This is a genomic window from Pseudomonas sp. TH31, assembly GCF_016650815.1.
Lineage (GTDB): Bacteria > Pseudomonadota > Gammaproteobacteria > Pseudomonadales > Pseudomonadaceae > Aquipseudomonas.
The window spans coordinates 217,869-238,664 of record NZ_JAEKEZ010000038.1 but is presented as its reverse complement, the minus strand read 5'-3'; the positions used below and the strand labels follow the sequence as shown (position 1 = coordinate 238,664).

8 protein-coding genes and 4 pseudogenes are annotated in these 20,796 nt (G+C 61.3%); all 12 read right to left on the bottom strand.

Annotated features, from left to right (window positions below; translation table 11 throughout):
• Positions 1-7: 7 nt before the first annotated feature.
• The 12 genes and pseudogenes from JFV26_RS31540 to JFV26_RS31470 all read right to left on the bottom strand — a co-directional run bounded on the left by JFV26_RS31540 (position 8) and on the right by JFV26_RS31470 (position 20,703).
• Positions 8-1,613: pseudogene (locus tag JFV26_RS31540) on the bottom strand (ABC-F family ATP-binding cassette domain-containing protein).
• On the bottom strand, positions 1,610-2,416 hold the full coding sequence (locus tag JFV26_RS31535; protein WP_201197468.1) for a 4'-phosphopantetheinyl transferase family protein: 807 nt from the start codon (positions 2,414-2,416) through the stop codon (positions 1,610-1,612). The pseudogene JFV26_RS31540 and the gene JFV26_RS31535 overlap by 4 nt, the downstream one beginning before the upstream one ends.
• Entirely contained in the window at positions 2,413-3,804 is a 1,392-nt protein-coding gene (locus tag JFV26_RS31530) for an alpha/beta fold hydrolase (RefSeq protein WP_201197467.1), read from the bottom strand. The genes JFV26_RS31535 and JFV26_RS31530 overlap by 4 nt, the downstream gene beginning before the upstream one ends.
• A 44-nt stretch (positions 3,805-3,848) precedes the next feature.
• Entirely contained in the window at positions 3,849-4,775 is a 927-nt protein-coding gene (locus JFV26_RS34305; protein ID WP_446739962.1) for a beta-ketoacyl [acyl carrier protein] synthase domain-containing protein, read from the bottom strand.
• Positions 4,664-5,152 (bottom strand): beta-ketoacyl synthase N-terminal-like domain-containing protein, encoded by a 489-nt coding sequence (locus tag JFV26_RS35085; RefSeq protein ID WP_446739959.1) that lies wholly within the window; start codon positions 5,150-5,152, stop codon positions 4,664-4,666. Before JFV26_RS35085 ends, JFV26_RS34305 begins: the two co-directional genes overlap by 112 nt.
• A gap of 271 nt (positions 5,153-5,423) precedes the next feature.
• Positions 5,424-6,844: pseudogene (locus JFV26_RS33945) on the bottom strand (beta-ketoacyl synthase N-terminal-like domain-containing protein); the annotation flags it as partial.
• A complete protein-coding gene (locus JFV26_RS33940; protein WP_242487961.1) occupies positions 6,790-10,323 on the bottom strand; it encodes a type I polyketide synthase in 3,534 nt (1,177 codons plus the stop codon). The gene JFV26_RS33940 and the pseudogene JFV26_RS33945, both read right to left, overlap by 55 nt.
• Positions 10,324-10,544: 221 nt before the next feature.
• Positions 10,545-12,407: pseudogene (locus tag JFV26_RS31495) on the bottom strand (beta-ketoacyl reductase); the annotation flags it as partial.
• A 94-nt stretch (positions 12,408-12,501) separates the two neighbouring features.
• Complete coding sequence (locus JFV26_RS31490; RefSeq protein ID WP_131062078.1) at positions 12,502-13,056, bottom strand: isochorismatase family protein; 555 nt, start codon at positions 13,054-13,056, stop codon at positions 12,502-12,504.
• Between the two features lie 48 nt (positions 13,057-13,104).
• Positions 13,105-14,517, bottom strand: a complete 1,413-nt coding sequence (locus tag JFV26_RS31485; protein WP_201197462.1) for an FAD-dependent oxidoreductase — start codon at positions 14,515-14,517, stop codon at positions 13,105-13,107.
• A gap of 30 nt (positions 14,518-14,547) precedes the next feature.
• Complete coding sequence (locus tag JFV26_RS31480; RefSeq protein WP_201197461.1) at positions 14,548-15,396, bottom strand: ACP S-malonyltransferase; 849 nt, start codon at positions 15,394-15,396, stop codon at positions 14,548-14,550.
• 13 nt (positions 15,397-15,409) lie between these two features.
• Positions 15,410-20,703: pseudogene (locus tag JFV26_RS31470) on the bottom strand (SDR family NAD(P)-dependent oxidoreductase).
• Positions 20,704-20,796: the final 93 nt, after the last annotated feature.

Sequence of the window (20,796 nt, the reverse complement as noted above, 5' to 3'; positions counted from 1 at the left end):
CCGATCATCACCCCGCTCCGGACACCAACGCCTCGCTGTCCAGATGGAACTCGGCGTCCAGATGAATGGCCTGTAAAAAAGCGCTGTCGTGGGACACCACGATCAATGCCCCCTGGTACTGATTCAGCATCTGTTCCAGCGCGATTTTGCTGGGCAGATCCAGATGGTTATCCGGTTCGTCCAGTAACAGCAACTGCGGGGGTGCTGTGCATATAGCTGCGCAGCCAGGGCTATTTTCAGGCGTTCTCCACCACTCAATTGGCAAGTCTTGAGCATCGCACGATCCGCATCAATCCCCATCTGGGCCAGGCGGGTCCGCGCCTCGGCCTCGGGCAACTGCGGATTACCCTCGTGGAGCCATTGCACCGGCGTGCGTTCGGGGTACTGCAACCCGGCGTGTTGATCCAGCCAGCCGATATGGCAACTGCGGATGAGTTCGCCTTCACGCACCGGCAGTTGGCCGGCGATCACTCGCAACAGGGTCGACTTGCCGCTGCCGTTGGCGCCCAGGATGGCCATGCGCATAGGCCCGGTCAGCGTCAGATTGACCGCTGCCGTGTAACCGAACGGGAGTATCACGTCGTTGAGTTGCACAACCAGCTTGCCATTGGGCACTGCGCTTTCCGGGGACAACATCATGCGTTGAATGTCCGGCGCACACCGCGCACGGGCCTCGGTGATCCGTTGTTGCTGCTGCTCCCGGGCCACCTGTTGATTGAGGCGCAATTTTCCCTGGCTGTTTTCACTGCGTTCCTTCTGGGCGTTGGTGATCAGCTTGGTCTGATTGCCGTCACGGGCCTGGCGGTCGCCGCGGGCATTGCGCCGTTGCTGACGCTCCATCTGCACGACCATCTCGCGTTGCTCACGCTTGGCCTGCGCCCGCTCCCCTTGCAATGCCGACTGGAACGACTGCTGTTCCTGCTCGCGTGCCGCCGCATACTGACTGTAGTTACCGCCATAAACCGCCAGCCCCAAGGGCGAAAGCTCGACGATTTCGTTCACGTGCTCCAGAAGTCCGCGGTCGTGGCTGATCAACACCAGGCCGTTGGGCCAGCGATCGATCTGCTGCGCAAGCTTGTGTTGCTGATCAATATCCAGGTGGTTGCTGGGCTCATCCAGAATGAGCCAGTCGGCCCTGGATAACCACGCCCCCAGCAGCGCCACCCGTTGCCGTTCGCCCCCACTGAGGGTGTCGGTGCGCACGTCGCCGTTCAAATGCCCCAGGCCGATCTGCTGCAACTGCGCCTCAAGGCGTGTGGCGCAATCCCATTGGTCGACCGCCAGCGCATGGTCGTCATCGTCGACGCTGCCCTGGGCAATGCGCTCCAGCGCCGCCAGGATAGAGTCGACCCCGGCCAGCGCGGCAACGCTGGGATAGCGCTCCGGCTCCAGTAACTGCGCCACGGCGTAAACCCGCCCTTCGCGACGGACGATGCCGCTGGTGGGCAGTTGCTCCCCGTCAGCAGCCGGCCAAGCAAGGACTTGCCACAGCCATTGGCGCCAACGATGCCGGTGGCCCTGGTACTGAAGGTGTGGTTCAAGTGATCGAACAGTACGCGCCCGTCGGGCAGGTTGAACGACACTTGATCTAGTTGGAGTAACCGTTGAGTCATGACGCTTCCTTAAACGATCGGCCCGATAGGCACTGAACCACTCCCTGATGGTGCGCAACAGTACTCGGCGGATGGGCAATGAGCGTGAACACGGCACCTGCCCACATTTGAAAATGACCTTCGAACAGCATACCGGCCCTGATCGACGTCGAAAGATCTTGTGTCACCCTCATCACCAGACGTCCCGAGGGCCAATGTACCTCGACCAGGCGCGCCGCATCGAAATCAAAATAGCCGCCAACCTGCGGATAAACCGCCTTGAACAGACTTTCCTTGGCTGAAAAAGCCAGGGTCAACATGTGCTCAAAAGGCCCCAGCATCCCAAGATAGCGAGCTTCCTGGCGGTCGACGATGGTGGTGCTGATCCTGTCGGCGACCTCTGGCGCCAGCCAGTTCTCCAGGTCCAGGCCCAGCAGTCCAACCTCGCAAGACCTGGCCAGGCAACTGACGGCGACAGTCGATGTGTGGCTGATGGAGCCGACCCAACCGCTCGGCCATATCGGCTGACGATGCGCCCCTGAATGAACCTGCACCGGCGCGAGATTGCGCTTGGCCCACAGCTGCCGGCTCAGCCAGCGCCCCGCCAGGTATTCAGCCTGGCGGCCAGGCACAGCCCGGACAATGGCAGGCGGACAGTCGACCCCCGTACGGGTGTACAAACCAGGATCGAAGCGCTCCAGGTTGAAGCGCCCCGACACCGCCGTGACTGCCGCCAGACCCGTGTCCAGCGACTCGATACCGGTGAGGAACCCGTCCAGTGCGCATTGGCCCGGCTCCTGTTGGGTACAGGTCAGGTTATTCAAGGTTGCCGAGCCTGGACAAAGTCGAGCAACAGCTCATTGAAGCGCCGCGCGGCAGTCAACGGAATGAAATGTCCCTGACCAGCAAACACTTCCAGTCGAGCGTTGGGCAGGTGCTGTAACAGCTTCACATCCGCACCGGCGATGACCACATCCTGCTGACCATGAACAATCAACGTCCGCACAGCAATGCCGGGGAGTTGCGCACTGAAATCCAGTTGCCCGAGCATCTGGTAGTAGCAGCTCAGCGTGCTCATCGACGCTCCGGCCCCGACCTGCTCGACGATGCTCTGCCGAGGTTCAAGCAAGATATCCAGGTAATCGGCATGGGCCTGCAGTTCAGCATTCAACTCGATGGTTTTACCGAAGATATCATCGCCAAAACGTGCGGCGGTGCTGATCAGGATCATCGACTCGACCATTGCCGGGGCTCGGCGGCACAGCGCCAATGCGAGACAGCCGCCCAACGACCAGCCCACCACGGGGACGGGCCGGCCTTCGAGCTGTTCATTGATATAGGCCTCGATCTCCAGCACCAGCCCCTCCAGGCTAAAGCGCCCCTCATCCAGCGGGGTCCCCTGATGACCGGGATACGACGGAATATGCAGGGCGAAACCCTGGCGCGTCAGGACATTGACCTGTTGCATCCAGGCCTGCGCGCTCATGTTCAACGGTGGCAGCAGCACGATGGCGCGCCCTTGCCCGGTTTGTGTCCAGGTCATTGGCGACCGGCCGACCGGCGCGACGGCATCCTCCCTGGAGGCGACTGGCGAAACGGGTTGCAGCGCCTCCAATGCTTGAGCCAGTGCGGCAATGGACGCAAAGTCGAAGACGTCATGAGGCTGCATCCGGCTGGCACCGGCACCCAATCGGCTCAAGAGCTCAATCAACGAAATCGAATCGACTCCGTAATCGCGCAGCGAACGGCTGGTATCAATGTCGGCCTGATCGAAACCGAGTAAGCGCGCCAGATCACTTTTCAGCGTCTCCAGAACATTGCCACGCCGTGGGCTCGATGTAGCAACGGGTGCTTGAGCAGCGATCAGTTCGGCCCCGACCCAGTAGGACTTGCGATCAAACGGGTAACCCGGCAGTTCGATTCTCGGGTATCGAGCCGCTTGCTCGGTGTCGTACAGCGGCAGGTCGATACCTGCCAGCCATCGCTGCAAACGTTCGGCGAGCACGGCGTCGGCCAGGCCCTCGACCTTTGAGCAACTGACGTCGAGCTGCCCTGCCGGTGTCGCCAGCCATTGCTGCAATTGCGTCATCAGGGCCTCACGAGTCGAAGCCGTGACAGCCAGGCGCAGACGGTACGGCTGGCTTCCTTTGCCAAGCGCCACGCTGAGCGCCGCCAATTGATCGTCCGACAGCCCATCGAGAATGCCGAGCACCTGCCGGACACGCGCATGAAGGCTGGCGCAGGATTGAGCGCTGATCAAAAAGCCCAGGGGCCCGGGCTGTTCTGCGGTTCAAGCTGGCGCCGCTCCGGCTTGCCGAGCACGAGGTGAGCGTTGCTGCCGGTAAAACCGAAGGCACTGACACAGGCATATGTCTTGTCGGACGGCCAGGGGACGGCCTGTTCGCTGATCATGAACCGATCAAGGTCCAGCGTGCTATTGAGGGAACCCGCCAGAGGCTGGGCCGGAATGGTGCTGTGACGAAAGATCAGCAGGGTCTTGATCACACTGGCCAACCCGGAGCACACCAGCGTGTGGCCAATGACGCTTTTCGAAGCCCCCAGATAGGCGTCATAAGGTTGCGCCTGAGCACGAAAACCGTTGACCAGCCCCGCCACCTCAATCGAATCCCCCAGGCGTGTGCCCGTACCGTGGGCCTCGACGTAGCCGATACGCCCTACGTCAATCCCGCTACGCTCGTAGGAACCGGCGATCAACGCCGCTTGAGCCTGGCTGTTGGGCGCCATCATGCCATTGCTCATGCCGTCGTGATTCAGGCTGATCGCCTCGATGCTTGCCAGGACTTCCAGCCCCAGCTCCCGGGCCTTGCCGGCGCTCATCAACATGATGGCCGCCACGCCCTCGGCCGGGACGAAACCGTCGGCTTCGTCACCGAAAGCGTCGCAGTGCCCCCGCGCCGACAACATGTTCGAGCGCTGGGCAAACTCGAATACCTCCGGAGTGGCAAACACCGAGACCCCGGCCACCAACGCAGCCTCGCATTCACCGGCACGCAGCTGTGAAACGGCAACCTGCAAGGCCGTCAATGACGATGAGCAAGCGGTATCAAGGCTCACCGAGGGACCATGGAAATCGTAGAAATAAGACACTCTGCCCGCCAACGACGACGTGGCGTTGCCAAGAAAGCTGTGGCTGCTGAAAGCCGCTTCGGGCTCCTGGGCCAGCAGAAACTTATAGTCCCGGGCAGGCCGGTGCAAAACACCCCGCACTGCAAGTCGCGCAAGGTCTGGACCGGCACACCGCAGTCATCCATCAGATGTTGCACGGTTTCCATCAGCAACCGTTGTTGCGGGTCCATGCAGCGCGCTTCGTTGGGCGAGATGCGGAAAAACCCCGCATCGAACTCGTCCACATGCGCCAGCAGGCCACCATGCACCGCCGTCCCGCGCAGAGACGCCCATCGCGTGACCGGGGCAACGCAACGCTGACCGGCCATCAGGTTCTGCCAATAGGCCGACAGCGACTCGCTGCCGGGCAGACGGCAGGCAGCCCCGACAATCACCACTTTTTCGGCCGGTTGCGGTTTCAGGTGTGCTGTCATGTTGTGTGTCTCGTCCGTGTGCATGTTCTGCTCCTGTGATTTCAGCGATTGCCCGGCTGAACCTGTGAATCATCGTCAAACCAATACCGGCGCGTATCGAAGGCATAACCGGGTAAATGGAGCCGGCCAGCCAGCGGGTACAAGGTCGACCATTGCACCTGCCCCCGTGCAGATACCGCTCGCGAGGGTCCGGCCATTGCCCGTCGATTCCGGCCGGCTCGGCGCCTCGTCCAATGTGGTGAACATCCGGTGTATGCTCCGCGCGCAAGGCATGCAACAACGCATCGACGGTTGGAACGCTCCAGGCCAGGCGATATTCAAAATGCTCGCGCCCGACCCCCAGGGTGAACGCGATGTCAGCCAAAGCCTGCGACCGCCCCAGTGGCGAATCAAGGTGAAGGAACAAGGCCTCCTTCATGGCCAGCAGCGAGTCACGACTGCGCGCAGACAAGACGATCAAGTGCTCCCCGTGTGTCGACGACGCCTGTGCGGCGAAGGCCGGTGGTTCGGACAGGACCACGTGAGCATTGGTCCCGCCGAAACCGAACGAGCTGATTCCGGCGACGCGATCATGCCCCTCCCAAGGCGTGTTGCGATCCAGCACCTGGAACGGCGAATGCTCGAAGTCGATGTAAGGGTTGAGCGTGCGCAAATGCAGGTTGGCCGGCAGCACCCGGTGTTTGAAGGCCAGAATCACCTTGAACAGCGAAGCAATGGCGGCGGCCGGTTCCAGATGACCGACATTGGTCTTGACCGAACCGAGCAAAACCGGCTGCGTCTGGCCTGGCGCCAGCGTGTGCCAGGCGCCCTTCAAGGCATCGATTTCCACCGGATCGCCCAAGCGGGTTCCCGTGCCATGGGTTTCGATGTAACTGACTCGGGCTGCCAGCGGCGGCGTATAGGCGGCAAGCAACAGACGTTTCTGCGCGTTGGGGTTGGGCGCCGTCAGCGAGTTGGCCCGCCCGCCGTGATTCTCCTCGGCGGCCTCGATCACCGCATGAATGCTGTCACCGTCGCGGCGAGCATCGACCAGACGCTTGAGCAACAGGCTGCCAACCCCCTCTGCACGAACGTAGCCATCGGCTTCGCTATCGAACGTGGCGCAACGAAAGTTTGGCGATAGCACGCCCATGCTCTGCGCCGCTTCGGTCATGTCACTGTCGATCAACAAGCTGACTGCCCCGGCCAGCGCGTAGTCGCACTCCCCCGCTGCAGCGACATGACGGCACGGTTGACCGCCACCAATGCACTCGAACAGGCGGTATCGATGGACTGGCTCGGGCCTTCGAAATCGAACAGGTAGGACACCCTGTTAGCCAGCATCGCATGGGCGTTCCCGGTAGCGGCAAAGGGATGAAAACTCTGTCCGGAACGCTGCAGCAGGGTCTGGTAATCACTGAACTGAACGCCGGCAAAAACCCCCACGCGCTTGAGCGAGGACGGCGCGTAACCGGCATCGAGCAGCGCGTTGTAGCACGCTTGCAAAAACAGTCGGTGTTGCGGGTCCATCAGCATCGCCTCGCGCGCCGATATCCCGAAAAAACGTGCATCGAAGTGCCCGATCTCAGGAATGATCCCGGCATGGCAGGCCTTGTCGGGCCAGCGTTCCACCGCTTTGATCGCACTGCGATTGGCCATCAGTCCTTCCCAGAATCCGGCCAGGTCCTGGCCGCCGGGCAAGCGGCCGTCCATGCCGATGATCGCAATCCGTTGGTCATCGATGTCTGGAGCGCTGGCCGGCGTTGCCACCGGTGCCGGCGACGAGCGTGCGTCCGGGCCGGGAGCCGAGACCGGGGCCGCAGACTGCGCCCCCGTTCATGAAGGTAATCGATCAACTGCGCGACTGAGTTGTAGGTGAACAGCGTATTGGGGGCCATCGGCACCTTGAACTGTTCCTCTATGTCTTGTGCCAGCTGTTGCAACATGACCGAGTTCAACCCCAGGTCACCAAAACTGCAGCGATCATCGATGTTCTCGGGGAGCAAACCGGTCAACGCACTCACAAGCGCCTTGAGCCGAAGCTTCAGTTGCTCCGGCGTCGCCGATTCGCTGCGGCCTTCAGCGATGGCCACTGCGCCAGCCGTCTGCGCCGAGCTGCTGCGCAATCCGTCAGGAGCAACACTGCGACGGATTTTCTCGTTGTCGCCAACGAACGGGGCAATCTGCGTCATGCTCGCGTCCACGCCATCGATCAGCCTCACCAACAGGTCGACGCCTGCAGCTGGGGTCAGCGCTTGCATGCCGTAGTTGTCCTGCAAATAGCGGCCCAGGGCAACCCGATCCTGTGGGCCAGTGCCCTGTTCCTCAAGCCACAAAGGCCAGTTCACCGACAGGCTCAAACCACGCCGATGCCCTCGGGCAACTTGCCGCTGACGACCGCCGGCGAACAGGTCCAGGTAATGGTTGGCCACTGAGTAATCGGCCTGGCCGACATTGCCGAACAACCCGGACACCGATGAAAACAACACGAAGAAATCCAGCGCCACATCGGCGGTTGCGCTATCGAGATGACGCGCGCCGTTGAGCTTCACCGCTATCACCTTCTGGAAGTCCGCCAGCTGTTTGTTGCGCAACAGCCCATCCCGGGTGATCCCGGCAGCATGCAACACACCGTGCAACGCGCCATGCCGGGCAATGACCGATTTGACCAGCTCATCGACTGCGGCGCTATCGCTCATGTCAGCACTGATGTAGTCGACGTTTGCCGGCGCGGCCAATCCGGCAAGCTTGTGTCGGGTCGCGTCCCCCGCGAGGCTGCGACCCACCAATACGACCCTGGCATCGAACTGGCTGATCAAGCGTGCGGCGACCGCCAGCCCGATCAGGCCCATGCCCCCGGTGATCAGGTAGACCCCCTTGTGGCGAAAACGGCTGCCATTCGCCTCAGGCCAAGGCACTTCACGCACGCGAGCCTGCCAGCGCTCACCGGCCACATGCCGACTGGCACTGAAGCCGTCAGAAGCATTGGCCAGCTCATCCAGCGCAGACGCCAGCAGCTGCGGCACATGCTCGAAGTCCTGCGATGCAACGGTCATCGACAGCAGTTCGAATTCGGGCTGCTCGATTTGCAGCACCCGAAACAATCGGCTCACGGCCCCGGCTGCGGGCATCGGCCAGACATCCAGTCCTTCTTCGTGGACAAAGGCCATCCGGTAACGGGCCCCGGCAGCACTGATCGCCTTCGCCTGCGTGAACAGCCAACAGGCCCATGAAGCCTGCATGTCCTCAGCTGAACTTTGCACCAGATTGATCAGCCACGGTCGCAGCGATCCATCACCTGGGGCATAACGCTGCAAGACTTGTTGGCAATCGTCGATCGAATCGCTGCGCACTTGGGCGAAATGTTCGTCCAGACGCAGGCTGTCACCGAGCGTGACCACCACGATGCGTGGTTGGCCGATCAACGCCCGGGCCTGTGACGGGTTGCAAAAGACGATGGCGCCCTGCCCTCGCGCACCACCCGATGCGTGAACGGGCTGAGGCTCCCAGACGGTTTGAAAACACACCGGCACCGAAGCCTTCTCCAACGCCGGAGTATCGTCGCCCACAGGCGTGAGCGGGTCAGCGCCCACCGCCCCGGAGGTCACGAGTTGGTCGTCCCAATACGATTGTTCTTCGAACGGATAATGCGGCAACGACACCAGTCTGCGGCTGTCATGCAACGCCGCGAAATTCAGTGTTTCCCCCGCCAGGTAAGACGCTTGAAGGGCCTGCAGGGTAGACCGCGATTGATCCATGACAGGCACCCCCGCTATGGCATCCAGCAGTTGTTGCTTGAAACGAGCCAGGCTGTCGCCAACGAAACAGGCACGGTGCCCAAAGTGTTCACGGGCGACGCCCAGGGTATAGGCAACCGCTGCAAGGCTGGCCTGCGGATGTTTGTCGATCCAGGCGAGCAAATCGTTGATCCGGTCCTTCAACGCCAAGGGTGTGCGCGCCGAAACAGGCAACAAATATTCCGCCTGTGGCGCGGGCGCGGGCGGCGCTTCGATGTACTGCTGAACGATGACATGGGCATTGGAGCCCCCGGCGCCGAACGAACTGAGCCCGGCCAGCAGCGGCGTGTCAGCGGTCCAGGGTTCGGTGGTGCGCGGCAAGCGAAAATCAGTGTCGCCCAGATTCAACCAGGGATTTTCGATTTCACAGTTGAGCGTCGGCACCCGCGACTGATGTTGGAACTGCAGCAGGATTTTGACCAGGCCGGCCAGTCCGGCAGCCGACTCAAGGTGCCCGATATTGCTCTTGATCGAACCGATGCAGCGTCGTTCGCCCTGACGCGTGCCATAGGCCGCGCTCAGTGCGTTGATCTCGATCGGATCGCCCAGTCGAGTGCCGGTGCCATGGGCTTCCACATAATCGATTTGGCTGGCGTCCACACCAGCCTTGCTTAACGCCTGGCGAATGACCTTTTCCTGGGCTCTTGCCGAGGGCACGGTAAAACCGCTGGAGCGCCCGCCACTATTGAGCGCAGTGGCACGAATGACCCCGTGTATCCGGTCACCATTGGCTTGCGCCTGGGCCAGTGGCTTGAGCATCAGGGCGATAGCCCCCTCACCCGGCACATAACCGTCGGCTTCGATCCCAAAGCTGTGGCACCGTCCGCTGGGACTCAGGAAACGTCCCGCCGACAGCAGTTTGAACTTGCCCGAGTGGGGCATGATGTTGACCGCACCGACCAGCGCCTGGGTGCATTCGCCACTGCGCAGACTGTTGATCGCCAGATGCAGGGCGGTCAGCGACCCCGAGCACATGGTGTCGACACACAGGCTCGGGCCCTGGAGGTTAAAGGTGTACGAAATGCGGTTGGCGATCGAGGCAAATGAACTGCTGGTCACCGTGCTGGCGGCGTTCAGGTTTTGATAATGGCCGAACATCGCAGCCGTGAAGACTCCGGTGTCCTCCAGCGGATCGGCAAAATGCCCGGCGTCTTCCAGGGCATGGTAGGTCATTTCCAGCAACCGCCGTTCCTGAGGATCAAGACGCGCCGCCTCGATCGGGGTGATGGAAAAAAACGCCGGATCGAACTGTTTGGCCCGCCGCAGAAAACCGCCATGACGGCCGTAGCTGGCGCCCGGTTGTTTCGGATCGGCTGAGTAATCGAGCTGCCAGTCCCAACGTTGCGCGGGGATGACGCTGATCGCCTCGGACCCGGACTCAAGCAATGCCCACAACTGGGCGAGGTTGTCCGCCCCGGAAACTCGCCCGCCACGCCAACAATCGCGATGTCATCAGGCCGATAGTGAGCACTGACACCCGAGGCGACATCGGCCACGGGGCTGGCCGCCACCGTCGCCGTCACGGCGGCAGAAGTAACGCCCGGCACCGCCCGGGCCACCGCAGCGTCCAGCACGGCGGCAATCTGCGCCGGGTAGCGATCTATCAGGAAACGCACCATCTGACTGATGCTCGAGTATTCAAACAACAGCGTCTTGCTGATGCTGACCGGGGCCTGGGTCGACAAACGTCGAGCCAGTTCGGTGGCAATGTTGATGCTGGCCACCGAATCCAGGCCACGCTCAAGCAGATTATCGTCCACCGACGGATCGGTTATCCCGCTGAAGCGCCGAACCACCTCTTGCACCCACTGTGTCAGGCGATCCTCAAGGTTGGTCTGCGTGCCAGGCGTGGGCGCAATCGTCTCGATGGCCGGCAAAGGCCGGGGCGGCCCTGCCCCTTCACTGGCAAATGCCGCAGCGAGCGCCTGGGGCTGGGTACCGAGCAAATACTCACTCAACGCGCTCACCGATGAGTAATCGAAAATCAGCGCCTTGCTCAGGGAGACCGCGACACCGCTACCGTTCAATCGATGCTCCACCGCCGAGACAATGCTGATCAGCGCCGAAGACGTCACGCCCAGCGCCACCAGCGATGCGTCATGCGCCACATCGCGTAAGCCGCTGAAGGTATAAACCAGTGAACCAATCCACTCACTGACCTGGCTCAGGGATGGCAAGCTCACGGCCGCCGCTGAATCTGCCACGCCTTGCCCGCCACCGGACGGGTTCAGCGCACCGAGGACTGCGCGGCTGCCAGCGAAGGCGACCAGACGCGGCGCGGCCTGGTCGAGGATGGTGCGCAATGCCGCCAAGCCCTGCTCATCCGACAGGGCCAGTAATTCACTGCTCCCTTCGGCCATTTGCATGCCCTCGGAAGCCCACAACCCCCAGTTGACCGACTGCCAGCGAGCGCGACCGGCTGGCGCCTGGCGACTGACAAAATCGGTCAGCTCATCGATATAACCATTCGCAGCGGCGTAGTCGGCCTGCCCGACATTACCCACCAGCCCACTGAGGGAACTGAAGTGGCAGACAAAGCCTGGCTGTATCAATGAGTCCAGGGCCCAAAGATTCAAGCTGCCGGCAATCTTGGGCAGCAGCACCCGCTCGACATCTGCACTGTTTTTGTTGATCAGCAAGCGATCAGCCGTCGTACCGGCCAGGTGAAAAACCCCGTCGATGGCGCCATAACGATCCTTGAAATGATTCAGCGCCCCCGCCAGTGACTGTCGGTCCGCCACATCGGCCTGCACATAAGAGGTCACGCCGTGCGCCAGGAGCATTGCGCGTCGTTCGTCATCCACCGAGGAACGTCCGACCACACAGACCTTGGCCTGGTACTCACGGGCCAGCCACCGACAAAGTAGCCGCCCGACACCGCCGCCGCCGCCCGTGACCACATAGCAACCGTTGTGGCGCAAGGTGGATCCCGGGCTCGACTCGACACGCTTGCCCACGGGCTCAAGTTGCTCACGCGCCAGGGTCTGCCCGTCAAAGCGATGCCGTACGCCGGGCTGGTCCAGCGCCGTGGCAATCGCCTGGGTCAACGTCGACGTCAACGCGCCTTCAACAATCAGCGAGGCATAACGCAGGCGGGTCGTTTCCTGGCACGCAGACAACCCCAGGCCATCGAGCACACTGGCTGCCAGGGCGTCGCGACGGCGCAGCCCCACCAGCGCGACGGCTCTGGATTGGCTGATCAGCCCCTTGATCAGCCCCAGAAAAACCTGCGCACATTGACTGACTACAGGGTATGGCTCAACCGCTGGCGGGCATTCGCCAGACACGGCACAAAGGACGGTGTGCGCACGGCTAGCGTCGAGGCGCGACAGGAGCTTTTCCAGTTCATCCGGCGCGGCCAGACGTTCAATGTCCGTCTGAATGACCACCAGCCCGGCGGTGCTGCCCCAGCGTGCAAACTCATCACTGTCAGTCAACAGGACGCTGGTGCTCAACACTGGATTCGAGCCGGAAGCCATCGCTGTCGGGACGAAATGACGCTTGAAAATATCCATATAAAAAAATCTCTCGGGTAAGCATCGAAGCAGGCGTGCAGGCAGGCCCTTTGTTCGCTTAGCGGATGTACCGTCCGTCCAGGTACTTCATCGCCAGATCGATGTAATCGGGGCGCGTGGAGTGGCGTATGCATTCGAAGAAAAACATTTCCCGAGTCAGCACGCGTATGCCTGCCTGCGCCAGATTGGCCAGCGCGTGCTGGTGATCGAAAAGATTACGGGCGCTGCACGCATCCGCCATCACGCTGACCTCATAGCCCAATTCACGCAGCCCCAGTGCCGACTGCAGCAGGCACACATGTGACTCGGCCCCCGCCAGCACCACCTGCCGCCGGCCGGTGGCCTCAAGCGGATGGGCAATCGAGTCATGCGAGCTGCAGTCGAACCAGGTCTTTTCGAGGTAAGAGGCGGCGCCCGCCACCTCTTTCAACGCCTGGGACGGTGCGCCGAGTTTGCTGTGTTCGATAATCAGCGTCGGCACGTCGAGGGTCTGTGCCACATCGGCGAGCCAGCAGCAGTTGTTGAGCACTTGCGTGCCTTCATGCAGCAACGGAATCATTTCCAGCTGCATATTGAAAATAACCACGCAGACGTTGTCGGCCTTGATCAACATAATGAAACTCCCTGTCAGATGATGGGTTCGCCAAGCCTTTGGGTCGGCTTAAACGATGACGTCCTTGATGAACTTATGCGACTGGCTCTTGTGCAGTGAGGTGCCTTTGGCGGCAGCGAACAGCAGGTTGCCCAATGTCGCCTTGAAGCGCTCGGAGGGACGGTGTACCCCCATCAGGTCCTTGATGACATTGAACTGAATGGCGGCCAGGTTGTTGTCGGCATAGGGATGGTCGGCACCCAAACGGTGGGCAATGACCATACCCGACACCACCGCCCCTTCGTGGCCGGTCAGTGAGGTGTCGGTGCCGCAATACCAGAGCTTTCCAAGCCCTTGAATGCGTCGATAGCGTGACTTCTGGTAGAAGTCGATCGGCCGCAGCTTCGGCAACTTCCAGTGCTGTTCATGAACCTGCCGTTCAGGGGCGATCGCCTGTTTGGGGTCGAACGTCACCAGCACCGGCTCACGCACATGGGCATAGGGCGCCAGGGCATTGTTGATTCGCGTCAATTGCCCGTGGCCCGTGCCCCCGAGGCCCGAAGGTCGGGAAAACTCGCAGTACTCGCCGTGCCCGCCTTCGACCAGCACCTGTTCGTCGGTGTGCAACACACTGCGGGTCTGGACATAGTCGAAACGCGAAAGAATGTCCCGTTGTTCGGCGGTCGGTGCTTCAAGCAACTTGAGAGTGACATCGGCGTGTGTGGCAAATACCACAGTGTCGAACGGCTCAATGTCGCCTTGTGCAGTCTCGACCAGCCAGCCGCGACCGGTGTCCTTGCGCACTTGCCGTATCGGGCAGGCAAGGCGCACCCGCGCGCCGAGCAATTCGCCGAGCTGCAGCAAATAGCCATCGATACCGCCCTTGGCTTTACGCCAGACACCCGGCGTGAAAAAAGACAACAGGCTCATGTTGAACGAGATCGCCACGTACATGAGCGTGTATTCCAGCGAAGGCGCATTGCACCCGGAAAACGTCGTCAGCAAGGGCAGCAACGCCTGCTGCCGGAAGGCTTCGGAGTAGTTGCGCTCGGTCAGGAACTCGCCAATGTTGAGTTTCTTGTAACGCGGATCACCGCCGCTGAGCACCTGGGTCATGTCCAGATGAAAACGGTCGATCTCATCGGCCAGCTCACCCCGCAGTCGCCCCCCGCCGTGGAGATTGCTCCAGGTATTGTCAAACCCGGGAAAGGCCGCGCGAAACGACATGGGGGCGATGTAGGTATCGATCCCCAATTGCTGCAACATCGCGAACAGGTTAGGGGCCAGGCGCTCGTTGAAGTATTCCACCCCCATGTCCACGTGAAGCGTGTCCTCACCCACATTAAAATGGTGGGTATAGGCATGGCCGCCCAGGCGCGGCCCGGCTTCGAACAGGGTGACATCGTGCAGTGTGCGCAGCTGCCAGGCGGCTGTCGTACCTGCCGCGCCACCGCCAATAATTGCAATCCTTTCGCGTTTCATATCGACCTCGTCCGTGTCTGTAAGCGCAGTTCAGTTGTGCGCAAGCAATTGAGCGTTAAGGCGGGTCAAGACCTGGCCCGGTCCGATTTCCTCGAAAGCAATCTCGTCAAAGCGTGAACACAAAGCGCGAATGCTTTGGGTCCAGCGCACCGGGCGAATAAGCTGCAAGCCCATTTCTTCAAGCAAATGCGCCTCCCCGAGACGTTCGCCACTGGTGCTGGAAATAACCTGTGTGCCGGGAGAACCCAGGGTCTGTTGTTGCAGGAACGCGACATAGCTCAGCCGGGCCGGTTCCATGTAGCGGGAATGGAAAGCCCCGCTGACGGGAAGCCGCACACAACGCAGGCGGTGCTGCTCCAGCGCTTTGCACGCCGCGTCGATAGCCTCGGACTTACCACTGATCACTGCCTGCACCGGGCTGTTGTAGTTGGCGATATCAATTTGATGGAACTGATGTTCAAGCAGTAACTCGGGTAACCGTTCGACGTTCTCGCCAATGATCGCCGCCATCGCCCCACCCTGCATTGCCGCCATCAACTCTGCCCTTTTGGCCACCAGCCGCAGGCCGGTCGACAGGTCAAAAGCCCCGGCGCCGAACAGTGCAGCATACAAGCCCAGACTGTGGCCGATCAGCAGTTGCGGCAGGTCACCGGTTTGCTGTTGACGTTCAAGCCAGGCCAGGCAACTGACAAAAAAAATCGCCGGTTGGGTGTAAGCCGTTGAGTTCATGCGCGGGGAGTCTTCACCGTTGCACAAGGCGGTTATCGAGTAACCGAGAATGTCGTCGGCGATTTCGCATTGCAGCGCATAGCGGGCGAACAACTCCCGCCCCATGCCAGGGAACTGTGATCCCTGGCCGGGAAACATACCTATCAACATGAGCGTTCCTCTCTTAGTCCAGGTCGAAGGCTACGATCGGCGACGGTCTGTGAACCGCTGAAAAGTCGCGATCGATGCCCGTAGGCCGCTCGGTTTTCAATGCACTTTTATGCACCACCACCGACGTCAGCTCACGCATGACAATCAGCGGTCGGCCCTGGCCGTCACTGAAGAGCAAATCAAAGGTCACCGATCGATCACTGGGCTGCGCCGGGCGCATGACGCAGTGGCAGAACACCGCTTCATGCTCCGGAATGCGCAACACCCGGCACTCGCCCAAGTGGTAAGGCACCAGCAGTTCGTCCGCGCCAAGACCTCGCAATTGCGGGATCAAAATGGCGGTTTGCAGGCCGCCGTCGAGCAATGCCGGTGATATCCGGTACCCCCAATCGCGCCCTGCATCGAGCAATGTCCTGACGCTGGTGTGCCCCACCTTTGCCCAACGCAGAGGCCGCAAATCCTCGCCATACTGGTAACCCAGCCGAGTGAACTGCCGGTAAATCTCCTGATGCTCCAGAAAGGTTGACGAGGGCTCGGGAGCCGGCCAGTTCACCAGCGTGTTTTCGACAGCGGGTTGCAACAGCCCTTCGCAGTAAATCTGTGCGTGATCCAGGGAACGCAATTCGAATCGCTCACCGTTGATGTCCAGCAACACGTCGTCCAGATCGCGGATGACACTGCGCCATATCACGGCTTTCAAGGCCACGTCGCGGCGGTTCTCCAGGCAGTGCGCGAGCGCCCAGGCGGCCGGCGCGATTTCAGTACCAAGAATCGAGTGTTGGCGTACCAGATCATTGGCGTGATGGAACGCACTTTGTGTCGACTTGACCCACGACCGGGTTTTCTCGAACGGATAACCGGGCAGTGAGACGACCTCGCGCCGGGAAAAGTATGCAGACCATGCAATGTCCTGCCCCGCCCTGAACGCCAGGACCAGTTCGCCAGCCTGAGCCGCCTGCAGCCGAACGCTGCCGGCCACCGCTTGAGCCATCGACGGTGCATCGACCGGATCGGCCACCGCAGGCGCACGCTGCTGCAAATCTTCACGCAGCAGGCTCAACAACTGCGCCTTGCTTGAAAACACATACCCCTGGCGATAGGCGAAGTGTTCCCGCGCACAACACAGCGTGTAGCTGATCGCGGTGAGCGACGGATCGTGCTGCTCCAGCCAGTCGTGCAGCGCGTCGATTTGACGTTGTAGACCCGCCTCGGTACGCGCCGACAAAAGCGCGATGTTCACCTCGGTCGTCGGCTGTGCCACTGGCGCCGGCACCGACTGCAACACCGCGTGAGCATTGGCCCCGCCCGCACCAAAAGAACTGACAGAGCCATACAACGTTCCGTTGGCCGGCAAGGCGTGGAGTTGCTGGACCAGGTAAAACGGCGTGTCGGCAAGATTCAGCAATGGGTTGATCTGCTGCGCATTGATCGAGGGGGCCAACGTACGAGCCTGCAACTGTTTGAGGACCTTGATGACGCCGGTCATCCCCGCCGCCGACTCCAGGTGCCCGACGTTACCTTTGACCGAACCAATGGCAACTGAGCCGGCTGCCACTCCTTTGAACACACTGCTCAGGCCACGGATCTCGATCGGATCACCCAATTCGGTGCCGGTGCCGTGAGCTTCGACAAAATGGATGTCGGCGGGCGTCAACCCGGCACGTTCAAGGGCTTTGCCGACAACCCGCGATTGCGCTTCAGGGTTGGGGGCCGAGTAACCGTTGGATTGGCCACCGGCATTAATGGCTGTCCCGCGAATCACACCGTAGATACGGTCATTTGCACGGATCGCATCGGCATAGGGTTTGATCAGGATCGCGCAGATGCCTTCGCCGTCAACAAAACCGTCCGCCGCCGAGCCAAACGGGCTGCAGGTGCCCGAACGCGACAGCATGTGCAGGCTGCAGAGCTGCTCGTAATGACGCGGGTTGACGATCAAGTTGACGCCACCGACCAGTGCCTGGCTGCAGTCGCCGCTGCGTACCGCCTGACACGCCAGGTGCAGCGCGGTCAACGACGCCGAGCAGGCGGTATCGATGGCCATGCTCGGCCCCTTGAGATCGAACAGGTAGGAGACACGATTGGCAATCGACCAGAACAGCGACGTCGGCGTCGGATCCGTCGGTTCTTCGGGCTGATGCCAGGCATAACCGCCATTCATCACCCCGACAAAGACCCCGGTTTCACTGCCCTTCAGATCACCGCGCCGGTAACCGGCATCGGCGAACGTCTGATAAGCGTTCTGCAGGAACAGGCGCTCCTGGGGGTCCATCCGCTGCGCTTCACGCGGCGTGATATTGAAAAACTGGTGATCGAACGCGTCGACATCCCGCACAAAGCCACCGATTGAGGTGTAGCTCCCCCTTCGAGCGGACTGCGCGGGTTCTCAAAGCCTTCCAGCGGCCAGCGCTGGCCTGGAATAGAAGCGGTGCACTGACGCCCGGCCTGCAAACTGGCCCAGAACTCCTGCACATCATCGGCATCGGGAAACTGCCCCGCCATACCGACAACCGCCAGATCATCGGCTCGCGCCGGCGACGCTGTGTCCATGCCGGCGCCGGCGAAAAACGGTTGCGCAGGCTCACTCAGTGACTCGTTGGCCACCGGGGCAGGCTCTGAAGCCTGTGGCCCGACGGCCTTGGGGTAATGCTGCTCCAGGTAAGTAGCCAGCCGGTCAACGGTGGGGTATTCGAACAGCAACGTCGCCGGCAAGTAACCAAAACGCTCACGCAACGGTTTGAGCAACTCCAGTGAAATGATCGAATCGATGCCGTATTCCTTGAACGGCACCGTGTCCTCCAACTCATCAGGCTCCATCAACAGGGTCTCGGCAATCACCTGACGCAGGAGCGCGCTGGCCGGCCGCTGCGAAGTTGGCGCTGTCGCGACGGCAGTGACGGTTGGCGCGAGCGCAGGCTGCGCTATCGGCGTTACTGCGGTTGGCAGTTGCTGTACGCCAGCGGCGAGCGGCGGCATAGCGCCGGCTGCACGCTGCACCACCTCGCCGAACTCCGTCAGGAAGTGCCGCGCCAGACGCGCGATGGTGGGATGTTCGAACAACACGGTGGCCGGCAGATACCCAAGGCTTTCCTTGAAGGGTTTGAGCAACTCCATTGCAATCAACGAATCGACGCCGTACTCGTTGAAGGGCTGGTCAACATCGATTTCGTCTTCATAGGCGTGCAGCACATCGGCGATCACCCGGCGTACCCAGTGTTCTACCGAGGCTTGGGGATCACCTGCGACGCCCGCGTTCGGGGTGGCGCCGGCCTCTGCCGCAGACGCAACGGCTGCGGGCTCAAGCCTGGCAACGATCACCTGCTGATCCTCGGAACCGTGGCCGATCGTTGCGCTGAATCCGGCCTCGCCGAGCAACGAGCGCCAGGTCGCGGCAGCCACCAGCGGGCTGTTGGGGATCCGGTAAGGATCAACGCTCAACCACCAGCCTTCGGTCAGGCCAAAGGTCAGCGTGGCGTAGTCCTGGCAGGACGTTATTTCATTGAGGATGAAAATACCTCCGGGCGCCAGCCGATCACGCACATTGGCCAGGGTTGCCGGGAGATCAGCGGTCGCATGGATGACGTTCGTCGCGATGATGACGTCGTAACGCTCATCGCTGGTGGTCGGTTGCGCGATATCGCAGAGCTCGTAACGCACGAATCCGTACTCGGAAAAACGGCTGCGCGCCTTGTTCAAAAAGGCATGGGACAGGTCAGTGAAGGTGTAAGTAGCCTCGCGCCCTTGTAATACCGGGAGCACGAATTGACAGGTACTGCCAGTGCCGGCGCCCACTTCAAGCAACTGCAAGGGTCGCGCTTGTTGACGGGCAAACCGGTCGACGACCTGTGCCACGATGTTGTTGAAATAATCCGCCAGGGGGTTGTCCCGGTACACCGGTTCGACCAGCGCGAAACTGCCTTCGGGAAACAACACGGTCAGCGGGTCGATTTCACCGCTGAGTATTTGCGGGTAGCGGGCCAGGCAAGCGTCGAGCAACGCGACATGTCCGGCGCTTTGCGGAAACTCGCTCAACAGTTGCTCACGACTGGGGCCGTGGCTTGGTGCAATGGCCTTGATGGCGGCCACCAGTTTGGCGTGTCGGGGCACCGTCATCGCTGGAATCGTGGTCTGCGCCAGGCGCGCACGTGCATAATTTTGCAGTCCCAGGGACAAGCCAATATTACGGCGCACGCGCTCACTGTCGGGGTCAAAGGCCGGAACGACTGCAGCCAGCAGCGATTGCGCAGCGCTCACCGGGGTCTCTATCCCGGCCTCCGGATGAGGGCTGATACGCAGCCGCTCCAGCGCTTGCGGCGACGCCTTGACCACACTGATCTGCGGGACGGCGCTGTGCAGCAACGCCTCGATGATCGCCAGCCCTTCCGGCGCCTCGATCGAACCGATCTGCAGCTTTTGCATGCGTTCACGGTAGAGGGGCGAGGCGACAATGCCGATAGAGCCCCAATACCCCCAGTTGATGACTTTGGTGTTGACCATCAGGACGTCACGCAGCAATCCACCCAGCGCGTCCTTGCTGACACAGGCCGCCGTGTAATTGGCCTGACCGGCGTTGGCAATGTAGGACTGGATCGAGGAAAACAGCAGAACGAAATCGAAGTCCCGCCCACGGACTGCATTCAACAGATTGACCATGCCGTGTAACTTCGGCTCCAGCACACGCATCAACGCCTGCTCGGTCATGTTGCTCAGCACCGCATCATCGAGCACCAGCGCTGAATGAATGATCCCGTCTATTTCAGGATAACGCGCCAACAGTGCCGCGACCGCGGCCGCATCGGCCAGGTCAGCCTGCTCATACACCACGCTGGCGGCCAAGGGCCGCAGATCAGCGAGCAGTTCATCGGCGCTGGCGCGACGGCCGACGAGAATCAGACAGGCCTGATAACGACTGGCCAGATAATGAGCCAGCATACTTCCCAGACCACCGGTAGCGCCGAATATCAGGTAGGTGCCGCCTTGTTTAAAGCCCGTGGCTGTATCGACCGGCGCCAGTGACTGAGCGGCCAGGGTCTGTGTCCACCACTGTTGGTCATCAAGGGTAATCGGTTGGCCGCTCTCGACCGGGAATTGCCCCTGCAAGGCCGCCCGGAAATGCTCCTGGGTGAACGCCGCCAACGAAAAACAGCGCACGTCCCAGCCACCAAACTCCTTGGCCGCTGTCTGCCCCAGACCGATGTAGACACTGTCGACCGGATGGGTCGGTGCTTCGGCAGCCGGTGAAACGATCGACTTGACCGTCACGATATCCAGCCGCACATGCGCCAGTTTGGCCAGCCGCTTGTTCATCTGCAGAAAGACTTTTATCGCCTGATCATCGATGCCATCGCGCCAAGGCGTGACCGACATGAAAACAATGCGCGAAACCGCACCGCTCTCGAC